We start from the raw sequence: 20,576 nt of genomic DNA, 5'->3' as shown, positions 1-20,576 counted from the left end.
TAGTTAAGCATTGCCGATAAATAGATCGGCAATTGGTTTGTATTGGCTATCGGATTAAATCTCCAATAGCCATTTTGTTTTTTTAATGATTTTCACTTGTGTTACTATTGTTTTGCTTCTCTGACTGTTGTTGCACATTTTGTTCAGTATGATGTTGTGGTTCAAAAATTTTATCTAAATAACCTTCGTGCCAAAGCCAGCCACCACTAATAACCACACCTAATAATATGGCTAACCATAGAATAATGATGAAGTTATGATGATGTTGCTTCAATGGATCGCTTAAATTGCGTTTAGCATTGTCAGGCAGTTCGGCTTTGCTTGTGAGCAATCCTCCTAACATTAAATTGATTTTTACTTGTCCATTAATGGCCCATCCCGATGCTTCAAGTAATGGTCCGAGAGTACGACGACGTAGTTTTAACCATGCTAAAATCACCGAAGGACCAGATACAATCAAAAAGAGTCCAATAATGACTAATGGAAATTGCCACCAAGCGAGCGAAAAGATAGCCTGAAAGATAGACGCTAAAGCTGTGCCAATAGCACCAATGGCTAAGCCAATTGCAGCAAAAATCCCCATACTTTTACCGATATCAAATTTATTAACAGGATTTTGTAAGGCTTGTTCGCTAGATTTATCGATATCAGCATCTTTGTCTGTTGCCCACTTATTAATTTGTTCGGTAATTAAACGACCAATACGTTGATAAGGCGCCCAAATGGCTTGTTGAATGCTAATTGGCTTAGTGATTATTTTAACCACATTGGCATCCCAATCATTGCCATTATTATCAATAAATACACCATTACGACCTTCGATCAATAAATCACCTTGTCCAGCGGTCATCGCTGCCGCAATCAGTTTCTTTTCACCCTGACGAGTGCATTCGCAGTAGAGTAAACAGAGCTCAGAATAATTTGCCATATTGGCATGTTTGGCAATGTTATCGACGGCAACACATAGGGTAGCACAACGACCATCAATATACAGTTTACCAAGCTGGAAAGCGGCTCTTTTTTTAAGTGAGAAGAAATCAGCAAACGAGGCAAAATTAACCAGTAAACGATAAAGATGTTTATGAAACAGAACTAACTTTTCAAGCACGAGTACATCCGATGCTGAAATAGGGGTTTGGTTATCTTGTTCGATCATCTGCTTAAATTCTGTAAATAAATCCGAATTTAGCAAACTGGTGATAACATCGTTGTGAATATCTTCTATACTCGCTGTTGGTTCGGTTGCAACCTTTAACTGAGTCAGTTCGGGTTTTGAACTAATTAGCGTAGTGTAGGCTTGTAAACTTTGTTGAATATTTTGCCACTCTTGCTGGGTAAGTTGGTCAGGATTTGATAATGATGAGGCAACTAATGTTTTAAAACGACTGATCTTATTTTTCCAAAGTGGATTGAGCCCATTGACTAAATCAAGATAATTGGTGGAATCAATTTTTGATAAAGGTAATTCAGCCAAAGCTTCGTCTGACAGTAAACCATTTTCAGTTGGGACAATATATTTTTCATCAACATTAAGTGCGGTTTGTGCTTGTGGGGCATACTCGGCCAATTCAACACGTAAAAAATAATCATCAATTTTGGGTTTTAAAAGTTGGACTAATTTCCAAATTTCTGCTCGGTCTTCACCAAAGGGTGTTTGGGTATTACTGATATCGGTTTGCCACTTCTGCCAAGTTTTTAAATTATCAATAAAAGTTTGCGCAATCTCTAAGTCAATACCATCTTGCCCACTCATATCTTTTTGGGCACCGGTTGTTTTAATGGCTTTTTGAATAAATGTTTGCATTTCAGGTGATAATTCGGCAGAAGGTGGAAAAATTAAATCACCATTGTAAAGTTTACCTGCATTAACTTTTATCGACTCTTGTACATCTTCTTGGGTTAAATAATTTATATCATGCTTATTTAAATTAGCAAGAATGCTGTGTGCTGTAACTGACAGTTTTTTACCTTGTTCTGTTGAGGTGTTGATTTCAGATAAGGGTAATGTGTCAGAGGAGTTTAAAATCGTCTGAAATGATAATATTTTGTCTTTGGTCCAACTAATTGCATCTAAAATATCCGGTATACGAATGCGTCCATCTTGGTCAGTATCGAGTAAAGCTAAAGTTCGTTCATCAAAATCTAAACCTGTTGTTGGGCAGCTTAACGCTACCCACAATTTGGGATCTAAATCGGGTAGATTGATAATGTCGTTAGCGTTCTTAAATACAACTTGATCTAATCCACCAACTCGCTGGAATGTCCACATATGACTCATAAATAACCTCCGTACCAAAATATTATTAGTATATTCAATTGGTAATAATTTTTTTAACTATAATTATTAATAAATATAGCTCTATTTGTTTTTGTTATAGAAGAAAAGGGTAATTCTCATTTTGTAAGGGTTTTCTTTCTTTGAAAGTTGATTTTTAGCTGCCTTTCACAACTTTGTGATAGAATAACGCTTTATTATTTAATATCCAAATAAAAATCATAAATATGTCATTAATTAATCTTACCAATGCTTATCTTTCATTCAGTGATGCGCCTTTATTAGATCATATTGATATGTCGATCGAAGTGAACGAACGCGTTTGTCTTGTAGGTCGTAATGGTGCAGGTAAATCCACTTTACTTAAAGTGCTTAATAAAGAAGTACCATTGGATGAAGGACAAATTGTTTATGAAAATAATGTTGTTGTGTCACGCTTACAACAAGATCCGCCTCGTGATGTTCAAGGTAATGTATTCGATTTTGTGGCAGAAGGATTACAAGAACAAGCTCAGTTGTTAAAAGATTATCACGAATTATCCCATCGAGTTGAGCAAGAACCCAGTGAAAGTAATTTAGCGAAACTAGCTAAAATGCAAGAACAGCTCGATCACCAAAATGGTTGGCAACTTGAAAATCGAATTCGTAATGTGATTTCATCGTTATCCCTAGATAGTGAAGCTCAATTATCATCACTTTCTGGAGGTTGGCTGCGTAAGGCTGCTTTAGCCAAAGCTTTGGTTTGTCAACCAACCGTTTTATTACTTGATGAACCAACTAACCATTTAGATATTGAAACCATTAAATGGTTAGAAGAATTTTTAAAAAGCTTTAATGGTAGCATTGTATTTATTTCACATGACCGTTCATTCATTCGTCAAATGGCGACACGAATTATTGATTTAGATCGTGGCAAAATCGCCTCTTGGAGTGGTAATTATGATAATTACTTACTTGGTAAAGAAGAAGCGTTGCGTGTTGAAGAGCTGCAAAACGCCGAATTCGATAAAAAATTAGCGCAAGAAGAGGTGTGGATCCGTCAAGGTATCAAAGCGCGTCGTACTCGTAATGAAGGGCGTGTACGAGCATTGAAAGCTATGCGACAAGAGTATTCTGAGCGTCGTAAAGTGATGGGCAGCGCTAAAATGCAAATTGAGGAAGCGTTACGTTCCGGAAAAATCGTTTTTGAATTGGAAAACGTGACTTATCAAGTTGATGATAAATTATTAGTCAATGACTTTTCAGTGCAAGTTTTACGAGGTGATAAGATTGCCCTGATTGGTCCTAATGGTATTGGTAAAACGACTTTGTTAAAACTGATGCTTGGTAATTTAACACCAACTTCGGGCAGCGTACATTGTGGCACTAAGCTTGAAGTCGCCTATTTTGATCAGCATCGTTTAGAGCTGGATCCCGAAAAAACAGTAATGGATAACTTGGCCGAAGGCAAGCAAGAGGTGATGGTAAACGGTCGTTCGCGTCATGTATTGGGTTATTTGCAGGATTTCTTGTTTCCACCTAAACGAGCCAGAACGCCAGTAAGGGCATTGTCTGGCGGAGAACGTAACCGATTGTTATTGGCAAAACTGTTCTTAAAACCTAGCAATTTACTGGTATTGGACGAACCAACAAACGATTTAGATATTGAAACGTTGGAATTGTTAGAAGAACTGGTCAATGATTATCAAGGAACTGTTTTATTGGTAAGCCATGATCGGCAATTTGTTGATAATGTTGTTACGCAATGTTGGTTCTTCGAAGATAAAGGGCATATTGGTATTTATGCTGGAGGTTATGCTGATGCGTTGCAACAGCAGCAGCAGGCTCAACCCGTTAAAGTTTCGACGGTAAATAGCAGTCAACAACCTAAAAAAGAATCAAATACGGTCAATAATCAGAATAAAGAATCTGCGGTTAAAAAGAAAGTAAAACTTAGCTATAACGAACAACGTGAATTAGCCCAGTTGCCAAGCAAAATAGAACAGCTTGAAATTGCGATTGCTGATTTACAAGCGCAAATTGGTCAAAGTGACTTTTTTAATCAACCTCATGATATAACCGGTCCTATTTTACAATCATTAAGCGACAAAGAAGCAGAATTAGAAGCAGTATTTGAACGCTGGGAACAGTTAGAAGCACTCAGTCAACAGTAATGAATTTTACTGCCAATCAATAAACAAAATTAATAAGCGCTGTTACAACCAGCGCTTATTTGCTTTTTACCAAGTTTTTTTAGATAAAAAGAAGAAAAGAAGTAACGCAAGGATCACAAAAATAGCACCGACTAACCCAATATAATCCGTTGATAGTTTTACTAATACTTGGCTGCCGACAAAGGCTCCTCCGCCAATACCAATATTATAAATTCCTGAATAAACAGATGTGGCAATGTCAGTTGCATCGGGTGCAACATCGATCACTTTACTTTGCATGACCATACCAATAATTGTAATTGCTAATCCCCATATCATGCCTTGCATCATCGCGGTGTAGAGATTAAATGAGCTGAAGTAGAGTGATAATAAGCACGCCATCAATAATATTACAGGTACAACTAATATCGCTGTTGGGTATTTACTTGAGTATCGAGTGAAAATGACACTGCCAATCATGCCTGAAAATCCAATAACTAATAATAGATGGACGACAATTTCTTGACTGAATCCTCCCACTCTCATCATAAATGGCGTAATGTAAGTATAGGCAGTAAAATGTCCGGTGATAATAATAGCCGTTAATAAGTAAATATTAAGTAAGGCTGGACGTTTTAGCACTTTTGGTAGATCCTTGATAGATATAGTGTTAATACTAGGTACTTTAGGAAGTAAGTAAATCAATAAAACTAAAATACCAAAGGCAATACCACCAATACACAAAAACGTGATACGCCAACCAACTAATTCCCCTATTTTGGTGCCAATAGGAATACCGAGTACCGTTGCCATAGATGTGCCTACTACAATAAAGCTCATCGCTTTGGCCTTTTTGCCATTCGGCGCTAATCGAACCGCTAACGGCGTGGTAATAGCCCAAAATACTGCATGTGCACAAGCGATACCAATGCGAGCGGTCATTAAACTATAAAAATCCCAAGCAAAGCCAGCTAATAGATGGCTGCCAATAAATAGACAAAACAGAAAAATAAGGAGCTTGCGACGCTCCATTTTGGATGTTAATACTGTCAGAGGTAATGATAGTAATGATACCGCCCAAGCGTATATCGTTAATAATAACCCTGCATGAGCGACATCCATCGAAAAGCTTTCCGCAATATTAGGCAGTAAACCAACCGGTACAAATTCGGTGGTATTGAAGATAAATCCAGCAAAAGCTAAACAAAGAATCGACGACCAGATCCGAGAGCGCTTTTTAGCATTATTCATGATTTTAATTAAAGACGGGATAAATTGATTATTGGTAATTATAACTGAATATTGACCATTGTTACATATATCGGAATGATAAATCTTAACAAAGGCCACCTGCTGCAGTGAGGTGGCATAAACTTCATTATTGTACTTATTTTTATAATAGCGTTTTAACTACCTTTAATATTTTATTGTAATCAGGTTCATTTGAGGTCTCTTTAACATATTCGACATAAGCAATTTTATCGTTTTTATCAACGACAAATACCGCACGTGCCAATAAACGCATTTCTTCAATTACAACGCCATATTTTAATCCAAAATCGAGAGTTTTGTGATCTGATGTGACTTTAACCTCATCAATTCCGTCTGCTGAACAATAGCGATTTAATGCAAAAGGTAAATCGACACTGACTGAAAATATAATGGTATCTTTTAATTTTGTTGCTTCGACATTAAAACGATGCACTTGAGCACTACATACTGAAGTATCAATGGACGGTACTGAGTTAATAATTCTGACTTTACCTTTAAAATCCGATAATTTTACCGGTTGCATTTTGCTATTTTCGACAACAAAATCGGGCGCCTTATCACCAACTTTAATTTCAGAACCGAGTAACGTGATAGGATGACCTTTCATAGTAACTTGATTTACTCTTTTTTGCATAATGGTTTCCTTTGTGTCGAGTTGAAGTGAATGACGTTTTTAATTTTCATTTACTATAAAGCTAGAATCAATAAGCAGCAATAATTTACTTTGCTTAAAATCCACAATTGATCTCTTTATTAATTTTATTGATAGCAATGCAATAAAACTAAAAATAATCTCACCCTTTTGCGTATTATTTATGCAAAGGTATATAATGATATTCCCTTATTTTAATACATTTATGATTATTATGAATCAACTTGTTATTACTGTCTGTTTACTCATTTTAAGTAATTTTTTTATGACGTTTGCTTGGTATGGGCATTTACGCTTTTTGCATAATCAAACTTGGATTATTGCAGTGTTTATTAGCAGGGGAATTGCACTTTTTGAATATTTATTGCAAGTTCCAGCCAATCGGATTAGTTTTCAAGTCGCAACCGCGGGTCAGTTAAAAATTATTCAAGAAGTAATTAGTTTATCTGTCTTTATTCCATTTTCAATCTTTATCTTAAAAGAGCCTTTTAAAACTGATTTTATTTGGGCTGGTTTATGTCTGCTTGATGCCGTGTTTTTTATGTTTCGTGACAAAATCTTTGTGTAATGGAAAGTTAGAATCAGTTGATGGGTAGTTTAGTTTTTCTACTCTTTAATCCAAAACGATACTTTTTATAAAATTTTTAGATTCAGTCGTATACGTTGTTTAATATTGAAATGTGACTATTGTCACATAATAAAACATCATGATTTATTAATATAAAATCCAATTTATGATTAATCAATTAATAAATAAGTCAGTATTATTCAGCAGTGATTTAACAATCTAAAGTAAATGCTTTTTATCACTTTAAAAAATGAGTAAGTAAATTTAGGTTATTAAAGTAACTGACTAAATTTCAAATATTATTTTTTATTGAGGAGATAGGTATGCAAAAAGTTTTTGTAAAGAGTATTATCATTTGTTCTTTGTTATGTACGAATGTGTTTGCCATTGAAGCAAAGGATGTAACAACTGATCCGCAAGATTATTACCTTAGAGTAGATCAAGCTCCAGATAGTTTATTACTTTTGCCGCAACCACCCGCTTACAATAGTATTGAATTTCTTAGAGATAAAGCTCAATATGATTGGGGGAAATCCATGCGTAATACGGAACGAGGACATCAGGCATATTTAGATGCGGATGCGACAAAAGATAATGTTACTAAACAATTTTCCCCCTCTTTTGGTTATGAGATTTCGAGCACTAAAACACCAGAGATTTACAAGCTTATTACTACAATGAAAGAAGATGCGGGTGATCTTGCAACACGATCTGCAAAAGTTCATTATAATCGGGTCCGACCATTTTCATTTTTCAAAGAACCAACTTGTCGACCTGAAGATGAGAAAACATTATCAACCAATGGTTCTTATCCATCAGGGCATACTACTTTAGGATTTGCTATTTCGTTAGTGCTTGCCGAAATAAACCCACAACGCCAAAACGAGATTTTAAAACGTGGCTATGAAATTGGGGAAAGTCGAGTAATTTGTGGTTATCATTGGCAAAGTGATGTTGATGCAGCCAAAGTGATGGCTGCCGCCGTGGTCGCACAGTTACATACCAATGAAGAGTTTAATAAACAGTTAGTTAAAGCTAAAGCGGAATTTAGTCAATTGAAAAAGTAAATATCAAATCTGAAAGGCTTTATTCGATTACTATTTTTTAAAATTTATTTTGATATTGGCTTTTAGTCGTTAAAAGCCAATATATTTTTGCGTACTAAAGTGCTTTAAAGGATATATCCGGTAAGATCGCTTGACCTTGCCAATAAAGCTCGCTGGCAATGCGGCCTGCAATTTGACAATAAATTTGGGTAAATTCACTTTCTGGATGATTAATAACCGTTGGTTTACCTGTATCCAGATCTTGGCGCAAAATTTTATGTAAGGGGATCTGTCCGAGTAACGATGTTTGATATTGTTCAGATAGACGCTTTGCACCGCCTTCGCCAAAAATTGCTTCGTGATGACCGCAGTTTTCACAAATATGGTAACTCATATTTTCAATAATACCCAAAGTAGGAATATTAACTTTAGTAAACATGGTAATCCCTTTTTTAGCATCAATGAGTGCAATATCTTGTGGAGTTGTAACAATGACCGCGGCTGTAACGGGAATACTTTGCGCAAGCGTTAACTGAATATCACCCGTTCCTGGCGGCATATCAATAACTAGATAATCAAGTTCAGGCCAAAATGTGTCTTGTAAGATTTGCAATAAAGCTTTACTGGCCATTGGACCACGCCATACCATTGCACCATCAGAATCCACTAAATAGCCAATTGAATTACTGGCGAGTCCATAAGCCATTATGGGTGTCATGTGTTTATTATCTGGTGTTAAGGGTTGTTGTTTTTCTGTACCTAACATGGTGGGAATGGATGGACCATAAATATCTGCATCTAAAATACCTACACTGGCGCCTTGTTTTTGTAGTGCAAGTGCTATATTAACGGCAGTTGACGATTTACCAACACCACCTTTACCAGAGCTAATGGCAATAATATTTTTTATATTGTTTATTGCATGTTGGTTGTTGGCACGCTTAAGTGTAGCGATATTGTATTCAATATGCCATTTTACTTCTTTAACATTGGTAAGTTTGAGTAACTGTGGCGTGAGCGCTGATTTAAGTTCTTCAAAAGCAACTTGCCATGCAAATGGCATAACTAACTTTATGATTAGAATTTGATCGACCATTTCACAAGTTTTAACTGCACCAAGTTCAATCAAATTTTTTTGTAAGGTAGGATGAGTAAAATTTTCCAGAATTTTTTTCGCTTCCATGATATTAGCCTTATTTTTTGTGCATTTACTTTATACTCATATTGCTTTGACTTTAGACTATTTCAAGTATTGCCTTTATTTATAAAGTGTAAAATATAGTGTTGCAGATTTCTTAAATCTAACATTTTGGGCTTTGACACTTTACAATACTGTTGAGTATATAAAGAAATTTTATCAAATTATGGCATAAATCTAGCGATAATCACACGTTTGATGTACTATTCCTGTCATTATGTAATAGAAGGTAATTAATTAACATGACAACGCAACGCAAAATATTGGTGACTTGTGCACTTCCATATGCAAACGGTTCAATTCATTTAGGTCATATGCTTGAACATATTCAAGCGGATGTCTGGGTACGTTTTCAACGTATGCGCGGTAACGAAATCTATTTTATTTGTGCCGATGATGCGCACGGTACGCCAATTATGCTTAAAGCTCAGCAATTAGGTATTACACCAGAGCAGATGATTGAAGAAGTTAAAATTGAACATCAACGCGATTTTGCTGGTTTTAACATTAGTTATGATAATTACCATTCAACTCATAGCCCTGAAAATCGTCAAATATCAGAACAAATCTATAAGCGTTTAAAAGCTAACGGTTATATTAAAACTAAAGTTATTTCGCAATTATTCGATCCTGAAAAACAGATGTTTTTACCCGATCGTTTTGTTAAAGGCACATGTCCTCGTTGTAAAGCACCCGATCAATATGGTGACAACTGTGAAGTATGTAGTGCTACTTATAATCCGACTGATTTGATTGATCCTAAATCAGTTGTTTCGGGCGCAACGCCAATTTTGAAAGAATCGGAACATTTCTTTTTTGAACTGCCTGCTTTTTCAAACATGTTACAAGCTTGGATCCGTTCTGGTACATTGCAAGAACAAGTCGCAAATAAAATGCAAGAGTGGTTTGAAGCAGGTTTGCAACCATGGGATATCAGTCGTGATGCTCCTTATTTTGGTTTTGAAATTCCTGATGCACCGGGCAAATATTTTTATGTTTGGTTAGATGCGCCAATCGGTTATATGGGCTCTTTCCTTAATTATTGTAATAAAAATAACAAAGCAATCTTTGATGAATTCTGGAGTAAAGATTCAACTACTGAACTATATCACTTTATTGGTAAAGATATTGTCTATTTCCACAGCCTATTTTGGCCAGCGATGCTTGATGGTAGTGAACATCGAAAACCGTCCAATATTTTTGTACATGGCTATGTTACGGTTGATGGTGCGAAGATGTCTAAATCACGCGGTACTTTTATTCAAGCAAGCACTTACTTAAGACATTTAGATCCAGATTGTTTGCGCTACTATTATGCGGCAAAATTATCACCACATATTGATGATATTGATTTAAATTTAGAAGATTTTGTACAACGTGTTAATAGTGATTTAGTAAATAAAGTTGTGAACATCGCATCGCGTTCGGCTGGATTTATTAGCAAACGTTTTGATGGCAAATTATCTGATAAAGTTGCAGAGCCAGGGCTTTATGCGCAATTTGTTGAAAAGGCCAAAGTGATTGCCGATTACTATGAACAACGTGAATCAAGTAAGGCTATTCGCGAAATTATGGCATTAGCAGATGAAGCAAATCGCTATATTGACGAAAAAGCACCGTGGGTTGTGGCTAAACAAGAAGGACAAGATCAAGCTTTACAAGATATTTGTTCAATGGGTATTTTCCTATTCCGTATTCTAATGACTTACTTAAAACCTGTTGTACCATCGTTAGCACAGCGTACCGAAGAGTTTTTAAATAGCCAATTGGAATGGCGTGGTATTGATAACGCCTTAACTGGACATACCATTAATCGCTTTAAAGCCTTATTTAACCGAATTGATATGGATAAAATTACTGCAATGATTGAAGAAACTAAAGAATTAACTACATCGACAGCACCTGCTAAAGAAAAAGTAGCTGAGCCAATTGCTGATACCATTAATTTTGATGATTTTGCTAAAGTTGATATGCGCGTTGCATTAATCAAGAATGCTACTTTTGTAGAAGGTTCTGATAAATTATTGCAATTGACTCTCGATATTGGTGATGAAACGCGTAATGTGTTTTCGGGCATAAAACAATTTTATCCTGATCCTCAAGTTTTAATTGGTCGTTTAACGATTATGATTGCAAACTTAGCTCCACGTAAAATGCGTTTTGGCGTTTCAGAAGGTATGGTTCTTTGTGCGAGTGGTAAAGACGATGGTGAGGGTGTTTACCTTTTATCACCGGATAGCGGAGCAAAACCAGGTATGCGAATTTCATAATTCATATCTGCATTTTTAAAATAACATCTTAACAAATTCATATGCTTGTTAAGATGTTTGAGGTTACACATACGTTTTAGTATAAAAATTTATTCATTAAAGTTATATTTATTTAAGTCTCTTTTTCGATTATAAATGTTTATTTAACTAACTATAATGTAACTATTTCTGTTTTTGTCGACCTTCTCAAATAAAATCTCATTCGGCATCTTTTTCAAATACCATTACTGTTTCATCGGATGTAATAATCTTTCACAAATAAAGTTTGTGTTTAAATTACAATACTTTATTTTCATACCTGTTAACGTAATCCAATATTATTTGACGTTGCATGTTTCACAAATAGCAGTAAATTTGTAAAAATTTTCTAGATATTAACAAATATTAAAAAAACATTCTTATTCAATAATTAATGGATGGCAATTCTTTATTAGAAAGAGCAGTTAAAAAAGTGGAAGACAGAATAGCTATAATAGAATTGTTGAAAAGTCTAATCTAAATGTACGTTCATATATCGGCAATTAGGTTACCTTAAATCTTAATTTATGCACATGTCAGAGCGTTTTTTTGTAAAAAAGTTTCAGATTAAGTATATGTTTCAGTATAAAATTTATTGGATTTAAGCTGTTATTATCGGTCTTAGCTAATAATTGAAATCCTTAATAATAAATCCTATTGCCGTTATTTTAATTTTAGTATTATGTTATAAATGAAAGGTAAAGTAAGGGGGATAGCAATGTTGTTATCCCCTAAGTGTCGACAGTTAATGATATTAGATAAACATATTATCTATCTTTAGATTTATAAACTTTAAATCCTTTCTTTTTATTAATGAGTAAAATAAATTAATTTTTCTCTTAAATTTTTTGATTTTGTGAAGGATTTCCAGAATAAGGAAGTATGCTATCTTTTAACGAAAATGAGAAATCTGTCGTGTTGATCTCTCCTATGATTTTATCACTATCATATAATGCTAACAAAAATTGCGCCATGTCATCGGCGGAATGATATTTTGCAAAACTTTTATCATAATCATATTTATCAACATTATTGGCTTTTTGTCCAAATTCTGTTTGCGTTGCCGCGGGTGCTAGAACTTTCGCACGTAACTGTGCCTTAGCTTGTATCAATTCTTGCGCTAATCCTTCAGTAAAAGCATTCACATAAAACTTGGTTGCACAATAGGTGACCGCATTTGGAACAATAGTATATCCTCCTCTTGATGAAATATTGATAAGTTGCGTACCTGATTGATTATGATATTTACGCACATAGAGCGTTGATAGGATAGTTAATGCCTCAATATTTAAATGCAACATCGACTCTATTTTGTTTAAATCTTGCTCGCCAACACTGCCATAGTGGCCAAAACCGGCATTATTAATCCATGTCTCAATAAAATATGGTTCTAAATCTGTAAAAAGTGAATGAACATTGCTCGAAACAGACAAGTCACATTTCTTTATAATGACATCTAATTTAGGATTAATATCCGCAATTTTTTGTTTGAGTAAAGTTAACTGCTCTTGCCTCCTAGCAATAACAATTAGTGGTTTATTTCGTTTTGCAAATTCGATCGCAGTTGCATAACCTATTCCTGAGCTAGCTCCAGTAATAACAGTATATCTTAAATCTGTGTTGACCATTTTTTCTTATCCACCTTTGAAATTGTTATTTAAATTTTGATTAATGATTATTTTATAAATATCATCTTTATAATGTTCTTTTATCTCGTGAATTACATAACATGACTTGATAGTGAGCTTGAATAAATAATTTAGCTCAAGCTTGACTTACAAACTCAGCTTCAATTATTTCAATTTTTTTAACTTATTAATTCCTTAGTGATGAATGAATTTGTTATATTATTCTCTTAAAATAAAAGATAATAAATGATATTAAAATTGTTTTATTAACAACTGAGGGTTGGTAATATGGATCTTTTAAGAAGTATGGAAGCTTTTGTATTGACCGTAAAAACGGGTTCATTTGCAGCTTCAGCGATTTCATTAAATACATCACCACAAATGGTCGCCAAATATGTGGTATTTTTAGAAGATTATTTAGGCTTAAAGTTACTGAATCGTACGACGCGATCTCAAAAGTTAACAGAGTTTGGTAAACAGTATTATGAAAAGTGTTTATTTATCCTTGATGAAGTGAAAAGTTCAAAAACATTAGCGCAACAATTTATTGAAGAGCCTAAAGGTCGACTTCGAATTAGTGCGCCAGTGAGTTATGGACATTTTAATTTAATTTCTGTGCTTAGTCGGTTCATGAAAAGCTACCCTAAAGTAAATGTTGATCTTCAATTAAGTGATCGCTATGTCGATTTAGTTAAAGATGATTTTGATATTGTTTTTCGAATTGGCGAATTATCTAATTCAAGTTATATTGCTCGTAAACTCAATTCTTACAAACTTATTTTTGCAGCTTCACCAACTTATCTTGCCAAAAAAGGTATACCAGCGACACCTAATGATATAAAAAAACATCAGTGTTTAATTTATCAATATGTCAATCCAACTAAAAAAAATTATCTTTGGCCTTTTACTATTAATGGAAAAGTAATCAATATTCCCATATCAGGATCTTTAGAAAGTAATGATACTTTAGCTTTAGCAAATGCCGCTGTCGAAGGTTTGGGTATAACTATGTTACCTCACTCAATGCTGAGTGAGCTTATTCGTCAGAATAAATTATTACCAATATTACAAGATTTTTTACCACCAGAAAGGGAGGTTCATCTGCTTTATAAGTCCGATAAACAGCAGCTTCCTAAACTTAAGATTTTTATTGAATTTATCACAAATTCACTATGATAACTAGAAGTTTTTTTTAAGTTTAAGTTAGTTTAAAGAATTTAAATTTACTTTATTTAAATTCTCAATAAAGTCGATAATAACATAAAAGGCGATAAAAAACGCCTTTTATGTAAATGGTTGCAAAATAATCAGCAATGATTATTATTTTATGGTAGCTAAAGTGCTTAATTCTTTACCTAACATATTGTTTAAATATACCAAGTCATCAGCGGTTAAAGTACCAATGGCATATTTCAACTGTAGTAAACTTGTTAAATAATTATATTTTGCATCGGATAAATTTCGTTTAGAACTATAAAGCTGAGTTGTTGCATTTAACACATCAACAATGGTACGAGTACCAACTTGATATCCAGATGATGTTGCTTCTAATGAACTTTCGGCAGACACAACAGCTTGTTGATAAGCTCTGATTGAACTGATTGAGCTTGCAATATTGTTGTAAGATGAGCGAACCTGATTAATCACACTACGATTAGTGCTTTCCAATTTCTCGCTGTAACTGACAAAATTATGCTGGGCTTGTTCAACTTGTGACATAGTTGCGCCACCAGAAAAAATCGGCATGTTGACACTTACACCAACATAGTTATTACCAGAATAGCTTTTACTATGATGAGACCCGATTGCACCGTTTGAGGAGTAACTTCCATACCTCTCATTTTTATTTAAGTTTGTTGATGCATCTATACTTGCAGTAGGCATATAACCCGATTGTGCAAGTTTAATTTGTTCTCGGGCAATATCTTGATTTAATTTCATTGTTAATAAATTGAGATTAGATGTCTCGGATTGTTTTAACAATGCATTAATTTGAGTTGGCTCTTCTGTTTTAAATGTTTTGGTATCAATAGTCGCTAAACTAGAATAAAAACGACCACTCACTTGACGCAAGTTTTCAATTGAATTATTCAACTCATTTAACGCGTTAACTTGTTGAGCCACTGTTAAATCATAATTAGCTTGAGCATTTTGTACGTCGGTAATAGCCACTAAACCAACTTGATGTTGTTGACGCGTTTGTTCTAATTGGCGACCAATTGCTTCTTTCTGAGCATCAATAAAGCTTAAGGCATCAAGTGCTTTTAATACATTAAAATAAGCAACTGAAGTATTTAAAATTAATGTTTGACCTTGATATTGATAAGCGATATCAGCAATACTTGCTTGTTTTTTCGTAATATCTAAAGCTTTCCAACTTGAGAAATTAAAAATACTTTGTGATACCGTTACTTGATATAAATTACCACTTTTATTTTTTTGTCCACTGATGTCGCGGCGACCATGTGTTACACCATAAGATGCATTTAGACCAACTTGTGGTAATAAACTTGCTCGTGAACCTGAAATTGCTGAGTAAGCTTTCTCTCTTTCTGCTAAAGAACTGCGTAAATCTGGGTTTGTCTCTCTAGCTTGTTCATAAACTTGAATCAAATTTTCAGCAAAAACTGCTTGGCTTAATGTTAAGCCGATTAAAAAGGTTAGCGTTTTTTTCATCAATCATCTCTTTAAAAACATTAAAATATAATTGTATTTTCATTTGTGCGATTTTAACAGATAATTAGCATATAGTAAGCATAGTTTATTTGCCATTCGCACTTTTTATTAAAATTCAGCCCAAAACGAGACACAATATGAAAATAAAAAATAATCCAATAAATTTTAACCAAAATGATGTATTTAATCTAACTAAACGGGTACTTTATAAAGGTTTCTTTTCTTTACTAGAATATCGTTTTCAATATCGTAAATTTGATGGTTCAATGAGCGATGTCGTTACCCGAGAGGTGTTAGAGCGCGGCCATGCTGTGGTCTTGTTAGCATATGATGTTAAACGTGATGAAGTTGTTTTAATTGAACAAATCCGTATCGCTGCAATTGAAACTCAAGAAACCCCATGGATGTTAGAGTTGATAGCGGGAATGATGGATCATGAAAATGAATCATTTGAAGAAGTGGCTAGGCGTGAGGCAATTGAAGAAGCAGGTGTTACCATTGGTCGATGCAAACCTATTATTAGTTATTTAGCTTCTCCGGGAGGATTAACTGAAAAATTACATATTTTGGTTGGTGAAGTTGATGCATCAACCGCAACAGGGGTTCATGGACTTGCGGAAGAAAATGAAGATATCAAAGTTCATGTTGTCAGTCGAGAGCAAGCTTATAAATGGGTTGAAAATGGAGTAATTAATAATGCAGCATCAATTATTGCTTTGCAATGGTTGCAACTCAATTATTTAAATCTAAAAAATGAATGGAAGTAATTACTAATTATATTTAATTATTTCTTTCATTAAAATGTGATCTATTTTACACTTTAATATAACGCTAGGATTTATAATAAAATTATATAGTTTACTGCAATGTTTTGTTTTGCTATAAACATTATTAACAATATTATATTGATGAATAACTGAGGTGAATTTTGGAGTCACTTTTACAGCTTCCAACAAAAAATAAAAATTACGGTAAAATATTACAGATTACGGATACCCATCTTTTTGCTGATGGAAGCTATGCTTTGCTTGGAGTGAATTCAAACGCAAGTTTTTTGGCTGTAATCGATGAGATTAAAAAATGCAGTAGAACATATGATTTAATTGTAGCAACAGGCGATTTTGTTCAAGATGGTACAAAAGAAGCTTATAAATTTTTTGCAGAGCAAATAACCACATTAAATACTCCTTGTGTTTGGTTGCCTGGAAATCATGATAACTATGAATACATGCAATCCGTTTTTGCTAATTATCGACTTTTAGATAATAAAGTTGCTTTGTTAAGTGATAAATGGGTAATTATTCTTTTAAATAGTCAGGTTGAAGGTCAAGCCTACGGCTTATTAGCGGATTCAGAATTACTTTTTTTACAAAAAAATTTAGATAGATATTCTGACAGAAATGCACTAGTCTTTTTACATCATCATCCTATCAATTCAGAGTGTCACTGGCTGGATCAGCATATCTTGAAAAATAGTGTTGAGTTGGAAAAAACTATACAAGCTTATCCTCAAATAAAAGGATTAGGGTGGGGGCATATCCATCAAAGCCAAGATCATCAATGGTATACATGTAAAGCATTTTCTACGCCTTCAACTTGTGTGCAATTTAAACCTAATAGTTATAATTTTGGGTTAGCTGATAAAGATGCGCCCGGTTGGCGTGAAATAACATTAACCAATGATGGTATGCTTGAAACAGAAGTATTTCGAATTAATGATAACCGTTTTGTTCCCGATTTATCCCAAAATGGCTATTAGTTATAATAAGTAATAATTTTATCTAATTATTACAGTAATGGGGCAAAAAAGTAAAATAATCGTTCAACAATACGTTGCCAAATAGGTCGCTGTTTCCATATTTCGATATTAACTTTTTCAGACTGTGCTAAATACCCTTGTAGAAGAGAAAAAAGTGATTGGGCAAATTCAGCATCATCAATGACAGTTGTAATTTCAAAATTTAACCATAAGCTTCTCATATCTAAATTGACTGTACCGACTAAACTAAGCTGATTATCAATTAAAACACTTTTAGTATGTAATAAATTATCATTGTATTGATAAAGTTTGACCCCTCCCTCAAGCAATTCTGAAAAAAATGCTCGACTAGCCCATTTAACCATTAAGGAATCGTTCTTTTTGGGAACGATAATAATAACTTCTACTCCACGCTGAGCTGCAGTACATACCGCATGTAAGATGTCGTCACTTGGAACTAAATAGGGCGTAGTAAAAATAATTTGTTTTTGAGCTGCATAAATTGCTGTCAATAATACCTGATGGATCATGTTTTCTGTATAACCAGGACCTGAAGCAATAAGTTGCATAATATGTTTTTTTTCTTCTGGGGGTTCGGCAAAGTCAGTAATTTGGGGTAAAGCAAGATCGGTACCTGTTTCTAATTCCCAATCACTAGCATAAATTGCACCCATTAACGTAGTAACAGGACCACGCATCCTGACCATAATATCGACCCATTCGCCCACATGCTTATTCTGTTTAAAAAAGCGAGGATCGACAATATTCATGCTACCCGTATATGAGATATAGTTATCTATGATTGCAACTTTACGATGTTGTCTTAAATCTAATCGCCTAAACATAAATCGAAGTAAATTAACTTTTAGGGCTTCAATAATAATGATTCCCGCTTCGCGCATTCTTTTACTTGCATCTGTTCTAAGAAAACGGCGACTACCAGCAGAATCTACCATTAAATGACAAGTCACACCACGCTTAGTTGCTTCAATCAATGCTTTTTCAACATTATCGGCTCGTCCACCTTCATTCCAAATATAAAATACCATCTCGATGTTAGAAGTTGCTTGATTGATATCTTCAATTAGTTGATCAAAAATTGCGTCAGTATCACTCAGCAGTTCAATATGGTTACCGTTTATACCATCAAGTCCTGTTTGATGTTTGCAAAGTTGAAAAATAGGTTTACTAACTTGACTGACTTGGGTTGTGAAAATATCTGGGAAAATGCTAATTCTATTTATAAAGTTAGCAATGATTGGACGCATTTTCTGTGCGCGTTTAACACGCTGTTGCCCTAAATGAGCTTCACCTAACGAGAAATAAAGAATGATTCCAACTATCGGTAAAATATAAATCACTAGCATCCATGCAATTACATAGGTAGTTGGTCTTCTTTTAAACACAATTCGTAACGTCGTAGCAACGATCATCAACCAATAAACCAAAAAGATCAATGAACTGACTAAGGCGTGGAATGAAGTATATTGCATATAAGTTAGCTATTACTTAGATTGAGCTTACTAATCCCATCTTTAGTACAATCATAATCCTGAAATACTTCAGGTAATGGTTTGGGATTATTGTGTTTATCCACTGAAACATAAGTAAATACTGCATCAGTGATACAAAAACGTTTTAGTGAATCTGTTGTATCAATTACTTTTTTAACCCAAACTTCAATACCAATAGTAATAGATGTTTTCCCTGTTTTGATACAATGAGCATAACAACAAACTACATCTCCCACCATTGCAGGCTTATGAAAAGTAATGCTACTCGCGTTTACTGTTACAACTCGATTTCTAGCGATCTCTTTTGATAAAATACCGCCAGCGAGATCCATTTGCGACATTATCCAACCGCCAAAAATGTGACCATGAGGATTTGTATCAGCAGGCATTGCCAGTGTTCTTAGTACTAGTTGGCCTTTAGGGGATGTATCGGATTGTTTCATATTAAAATACTCCATCAATGCTATTTACTGTCTATATCTTTATCCATATTTTTATATATATAGATTCCTGATATTAAGGATAATAATAACGATGCACCAGGTAAAATAAATACTTTAAAAATCCAGAAAAAGTCATCTGTTGTATAATAGGTCGCACCTAAACTAATCACGCCACATGTCATGAAGAAAGCTATCCATAATATATTTAATCTATTCCAAATGACTGAATCTAGCTGAATTTCTTTGCCTAGAAGCTTTTGAAGCATATTTTTTTTGAAACCATACTGACTAATGAGTAAACCTGAGGCAAACAAAAAGTTAATAATTGTCACTTTCCATTTTATAACATTAGGTTCTCGGGTATAAAGAGTAAATCCACCAAAAACCATCACCATTAAATAAGATATCAATTCTACTTTGTCTATTTTTCGGTAAATGATAAGCACAATTAGAAAACAGACCGTTGCTGCTATCATCAAGGCTTGTACACCAACAAAGACATCATACATTGTCAAAAATATAAAAAAGATTACAAGGGGTATAAAATTCAAAAGCTGTTTCATGTAAATATTAACCTGATAGAAAAGATAACTTGTCTTAGTGATAATTGTAAGTGAAAAAGCCTATCAGAAATAGGCTTATTTTTTTGTATGAAGTTCAGGATGGGCTTTACAATTACCTGATTGGCAATGTCCATAAAGATATAAGCTATGAAAAGTTAATTTAACTCCATATTGCTCAGCAATTTCTTTTTGTCTTGCATTGATAATTTCATCTCGAAATTCAAATACTTCACCACAATCTAAACAAATTAAATGATCATGGTGCTTTTGCGTTGCAAGCTCAAATACCGCTCTGCCACCTTCAAAATTATGACGTGTTACGATTCCAGCATCATCAAATTGGTTTAAAACACGGTAGACGGTGGCGAGACCGATTTCTTCGCCCATATCAAGCAATTTTTTATAAAGATCCTCGACGGTGATATGTTGACATGAAGGATCTCTCAATAATTCTAAAATCTTTAATCGTGGTAACGTAACCTTTAAACCAGCACTTTTAAGCGCTGCATTATTATCATTATCATGATTTTTCATATTACATCCCAATTAAGTTATTAATAAT

17 protein-coding genes are annotated in these 20,576 nt (G+C 34.2%); 7 read left to right on the top strand and 10 right to left on the bottom strand.

The annotated features are described in order from the left end of the window. Positions 1–82: 82 nt before the first annotated feature. Positions 83–2,278, bottom strand: a complete 2,196-nt coding sequence (locus tag AC5LW9_RS11770) for a hypothetical protein (RefSeq protein ID WP_493455949.1) — start codon at positions 2,276–2,278, stop codon at positions 83–85. Between the two features lie 224 nt (positions 2,279–2,502). On the opposite strand from AC5LW9_RS11770, the gene AC5LW9_RS11765 reads away from it, so the two are divergent. Then, a complete protein-coding gene (locus AC5LW9_RS11765; RefSeq protein WP_493455948.1) occupies positions 2,503–4,428 on the top strand; it encodes an ABC transporter ATP-binding protein in 1,926 nt (641 codons plus the stop codon). A 66-nt stretch (positions 4,429–4,494) separates the two neighbouring features. Here the strand turns inward: AC5LW9_RS11765 and AC5LW9_RS11760 are convergent, their stop codons facing one another. Then, positions 4,495–5,658: a sugar transporter gene (locus AC5LW9_RS11760; RefSeq protein ID WP_198235705.1), complete on the bottom strand. Its 1,164-nt coding sequence runs from the start codon at positions 5,656–5,658 to the stop codon at positions 4,495–4,497. Positions 5,659–5,800: 142 nt separating this feature from the next. After that, positions 5,801–6,313 carry a thiol peroxidase gene (gene tpx / locus AC5LW9_RS11755; protein ID WP_493455947.1) on the bottom strand — a complete coding sequence of 171 codons (513 nt, stop codon included), beginning with the start codon at positions 6,311–6,313 and terminating at the stop codon, positions 5,801–5,803. A 232-nt stretch (positions 6,314–6,545) separates the two neighbouring features. Between tpx and AC5LW9_RS11750 the strand changes: the two genes are divergently transcribed. Both AC5LW9_RS11750 and AC5LW9_RS11745 read left to right on the top strand, forming a co-directional pair. Next, positions 6,546–6,899, top strand: coding sequence for a DMT family protein (locus AC5LW9_RS11750; protein ID WP_411627625.1), 354 nt, complete (start codon positions 6,546–6,548; stop codon positions 6,897–6,899). Positions 6,900–7,222: 323 nt separating this feature from the next. Further along, positions 7,223–7,966, top strand: a complete 744-nt coding sequence (locus AC5LW9_RS11745; RefSeq protein WP_086326729.1) for an acid phosphatase — start codon at positions 7,223–7,225, stop codon at positions 7,964–7,966. 94 nt (positions 7,967–8,060) lie between these two features. Here AC5LW9_RS11745 and apbC read toward each other — a convergent pair whose 3' ends face one another. Continuing rightward, a complete protein-coding gene (gene apbC / locus AC5LW9_RS11740) occupies positions 8,061–9,128 on the bottom strand; it encodes an iron-sulfur cluster carrier protein ApbC (protein WP_493455946.1) in 1,068 nt (355 codons plus the stop codon). Positions 9,129–9,385: 257 nt separating this feature from the next. Here apbC and metG point away from each other — a divergent pair, with 257 nt between their 5' ends. Continuing rightward, a complete protein-coding gene (gene metG, locus AC5LW9_RS11735) occupies positions 9,386–11,413 on the top strand; it encodes a methionine--tRNA ligase (RefSeq protein ID WP_493455945.1) in 2,028 nt (675 codons plus the stop codon). An 857-nt stretch (positions 11,414–12,270) separates the two neighbouring features. Here the strand turns inward: metG and AC5LW9_RS11730 are convergent. Beyond that, positions 12,271–13,059, bottom strand: a complete 789-nt coding sequence (locus AC5LW9_RS11730) for an SDR family NAD(P)-dependent oxidoreductase (RefSeq protein WP_198226967.1) — start codon at positions 13,057–13,059, stop codon at positions 12,271–12,273. A gap of 288 nt (positions 13,060–13,347) precedes the next feature. On the opposite strand from AC5LW9_RS11730, the gene AC5LW9_RS11725 reads away from it, so the two are divergent. Beyond that, positions 13,348–14,235, top strand: coding sequence for a LysR family transcriptional regulator (locus AC5LW9_RS11725; RefSeq protein ID WP_198235710.1), 888 nt, complete (start codon positions 13,348–13,350; stop codon positions 14,233–14,235). 144 nt (positions 14,236–14,379) lie between these two features. Here the strand turns inward: AC5LW9_RS11725 and tolC are convergent, their stop codons facing one another. Then, positions 14,380–15,735, bottom strand: a complete 1,356-nt coding sequence (tolC, locus tag AC5LW9_RS11720) for an outer membrane channel protein TolC (RefSeq protein ID WP_198226971.1) — start codon at positions 15,733–15,735, stop codon at positions 14,380–14,382. A gap of 137 nt (positions 15,736–15,872) precedes the next feature. On the opposite strand from tolC, the gene nudF reads away from it, so the two are divergent. Continuing rightward, complete coding sequence (nudF, locus tag AC5LW9_RS11715; RefSeq protein WP_198226973.1) at positions 15,873–16,502, top strand: ADP-ribose diphosphatase; 630 nt, start codon at positions 15,873–15,875, stop codon at positions 16,500–16,502. Between the two features lie 161 nt (positions 16,503–16,663). Further along, positions 16,664–17,494 carry a 3',5'-cyclic-AMP phosphodiesterase gene (cpdA, locus tag AC5LW9_RS11710; protein WP_493455944.1) on the top strand — a complete coding sequence of 277 codons (831 nt, stop codon included), beginning with the start codon at positions 16,664–16,666 and terminating at the stop codon, positions 17,492–17,494. Between the two features lie 29 nt (positions 17,495–17,523). Here cpdA and cls read toward each other — a convergent pair whose 3' ends face one another. The 4 genes from cls to fur all read right to left on the bottom strand — a co-directional run bounded on the left by cls (position 17,524) and on the right by fur (position 20,548). After that, positions 17,524–18,987, bottom strand: coding sequence for a cardiolipin synthase (gene cls / locus AC5LW9_RS11705; RefSeq protein ID WP_493455943.1), 1,464 nt, complete (start codon positions 18,985–18,987; stop codon positions 17,524–17,526). Positions 18,988–18,992: 5 nt separating this feature from the next. Then, positions 18,993–19,451, bottom strand: coding sequence for an acyl-CoA thioester hydrolase YciA (yciA, locus tag AC5LW9_RS11700; protein WP_086327217.1), 459 nt, complete (start codon positions 19,449–19,451; stop codon positions 18,993–18,995). Positions 19,452–19,471: 20 nt separating this feature from the next. Next, positions 19,472–20,014, bottom strand: coding sequence for an inner membrane-spanning protein YciB (locus tag AC5LW9_RS11695; RefSeq protein WP_144091522.1), 543 nt, complete (start codon positions 20,012–20,014; stop codon positions 19,472–19,474). A gap of 75 nt (positions 20,015–20,089) precedes the next feature. Beyond that, positions 20,090–20,548: a ferric iron uptake transcriptional regulator gene (fur, locus tag AC5LW9_RS11690; RefSeq protein ID WP_025316178.1), complete on the bottom strand. Its 459-nt coding sequence runs from the start codon at positions 20,546–20,548 to the stop codon at positions 20,090–20,092. Positions 20,549–20,576: the final 28 nt, after the last annotated feature.

The sequence above is a fragment of the Gilliamella sp. LMG 34360 genome (assembly GCF_984568995.1).
The sequence above is the reverse complement of the archived record's forward strand: the minus strand, read 5'-3'. Positions and strand labels throughout refer to the sequence as shown.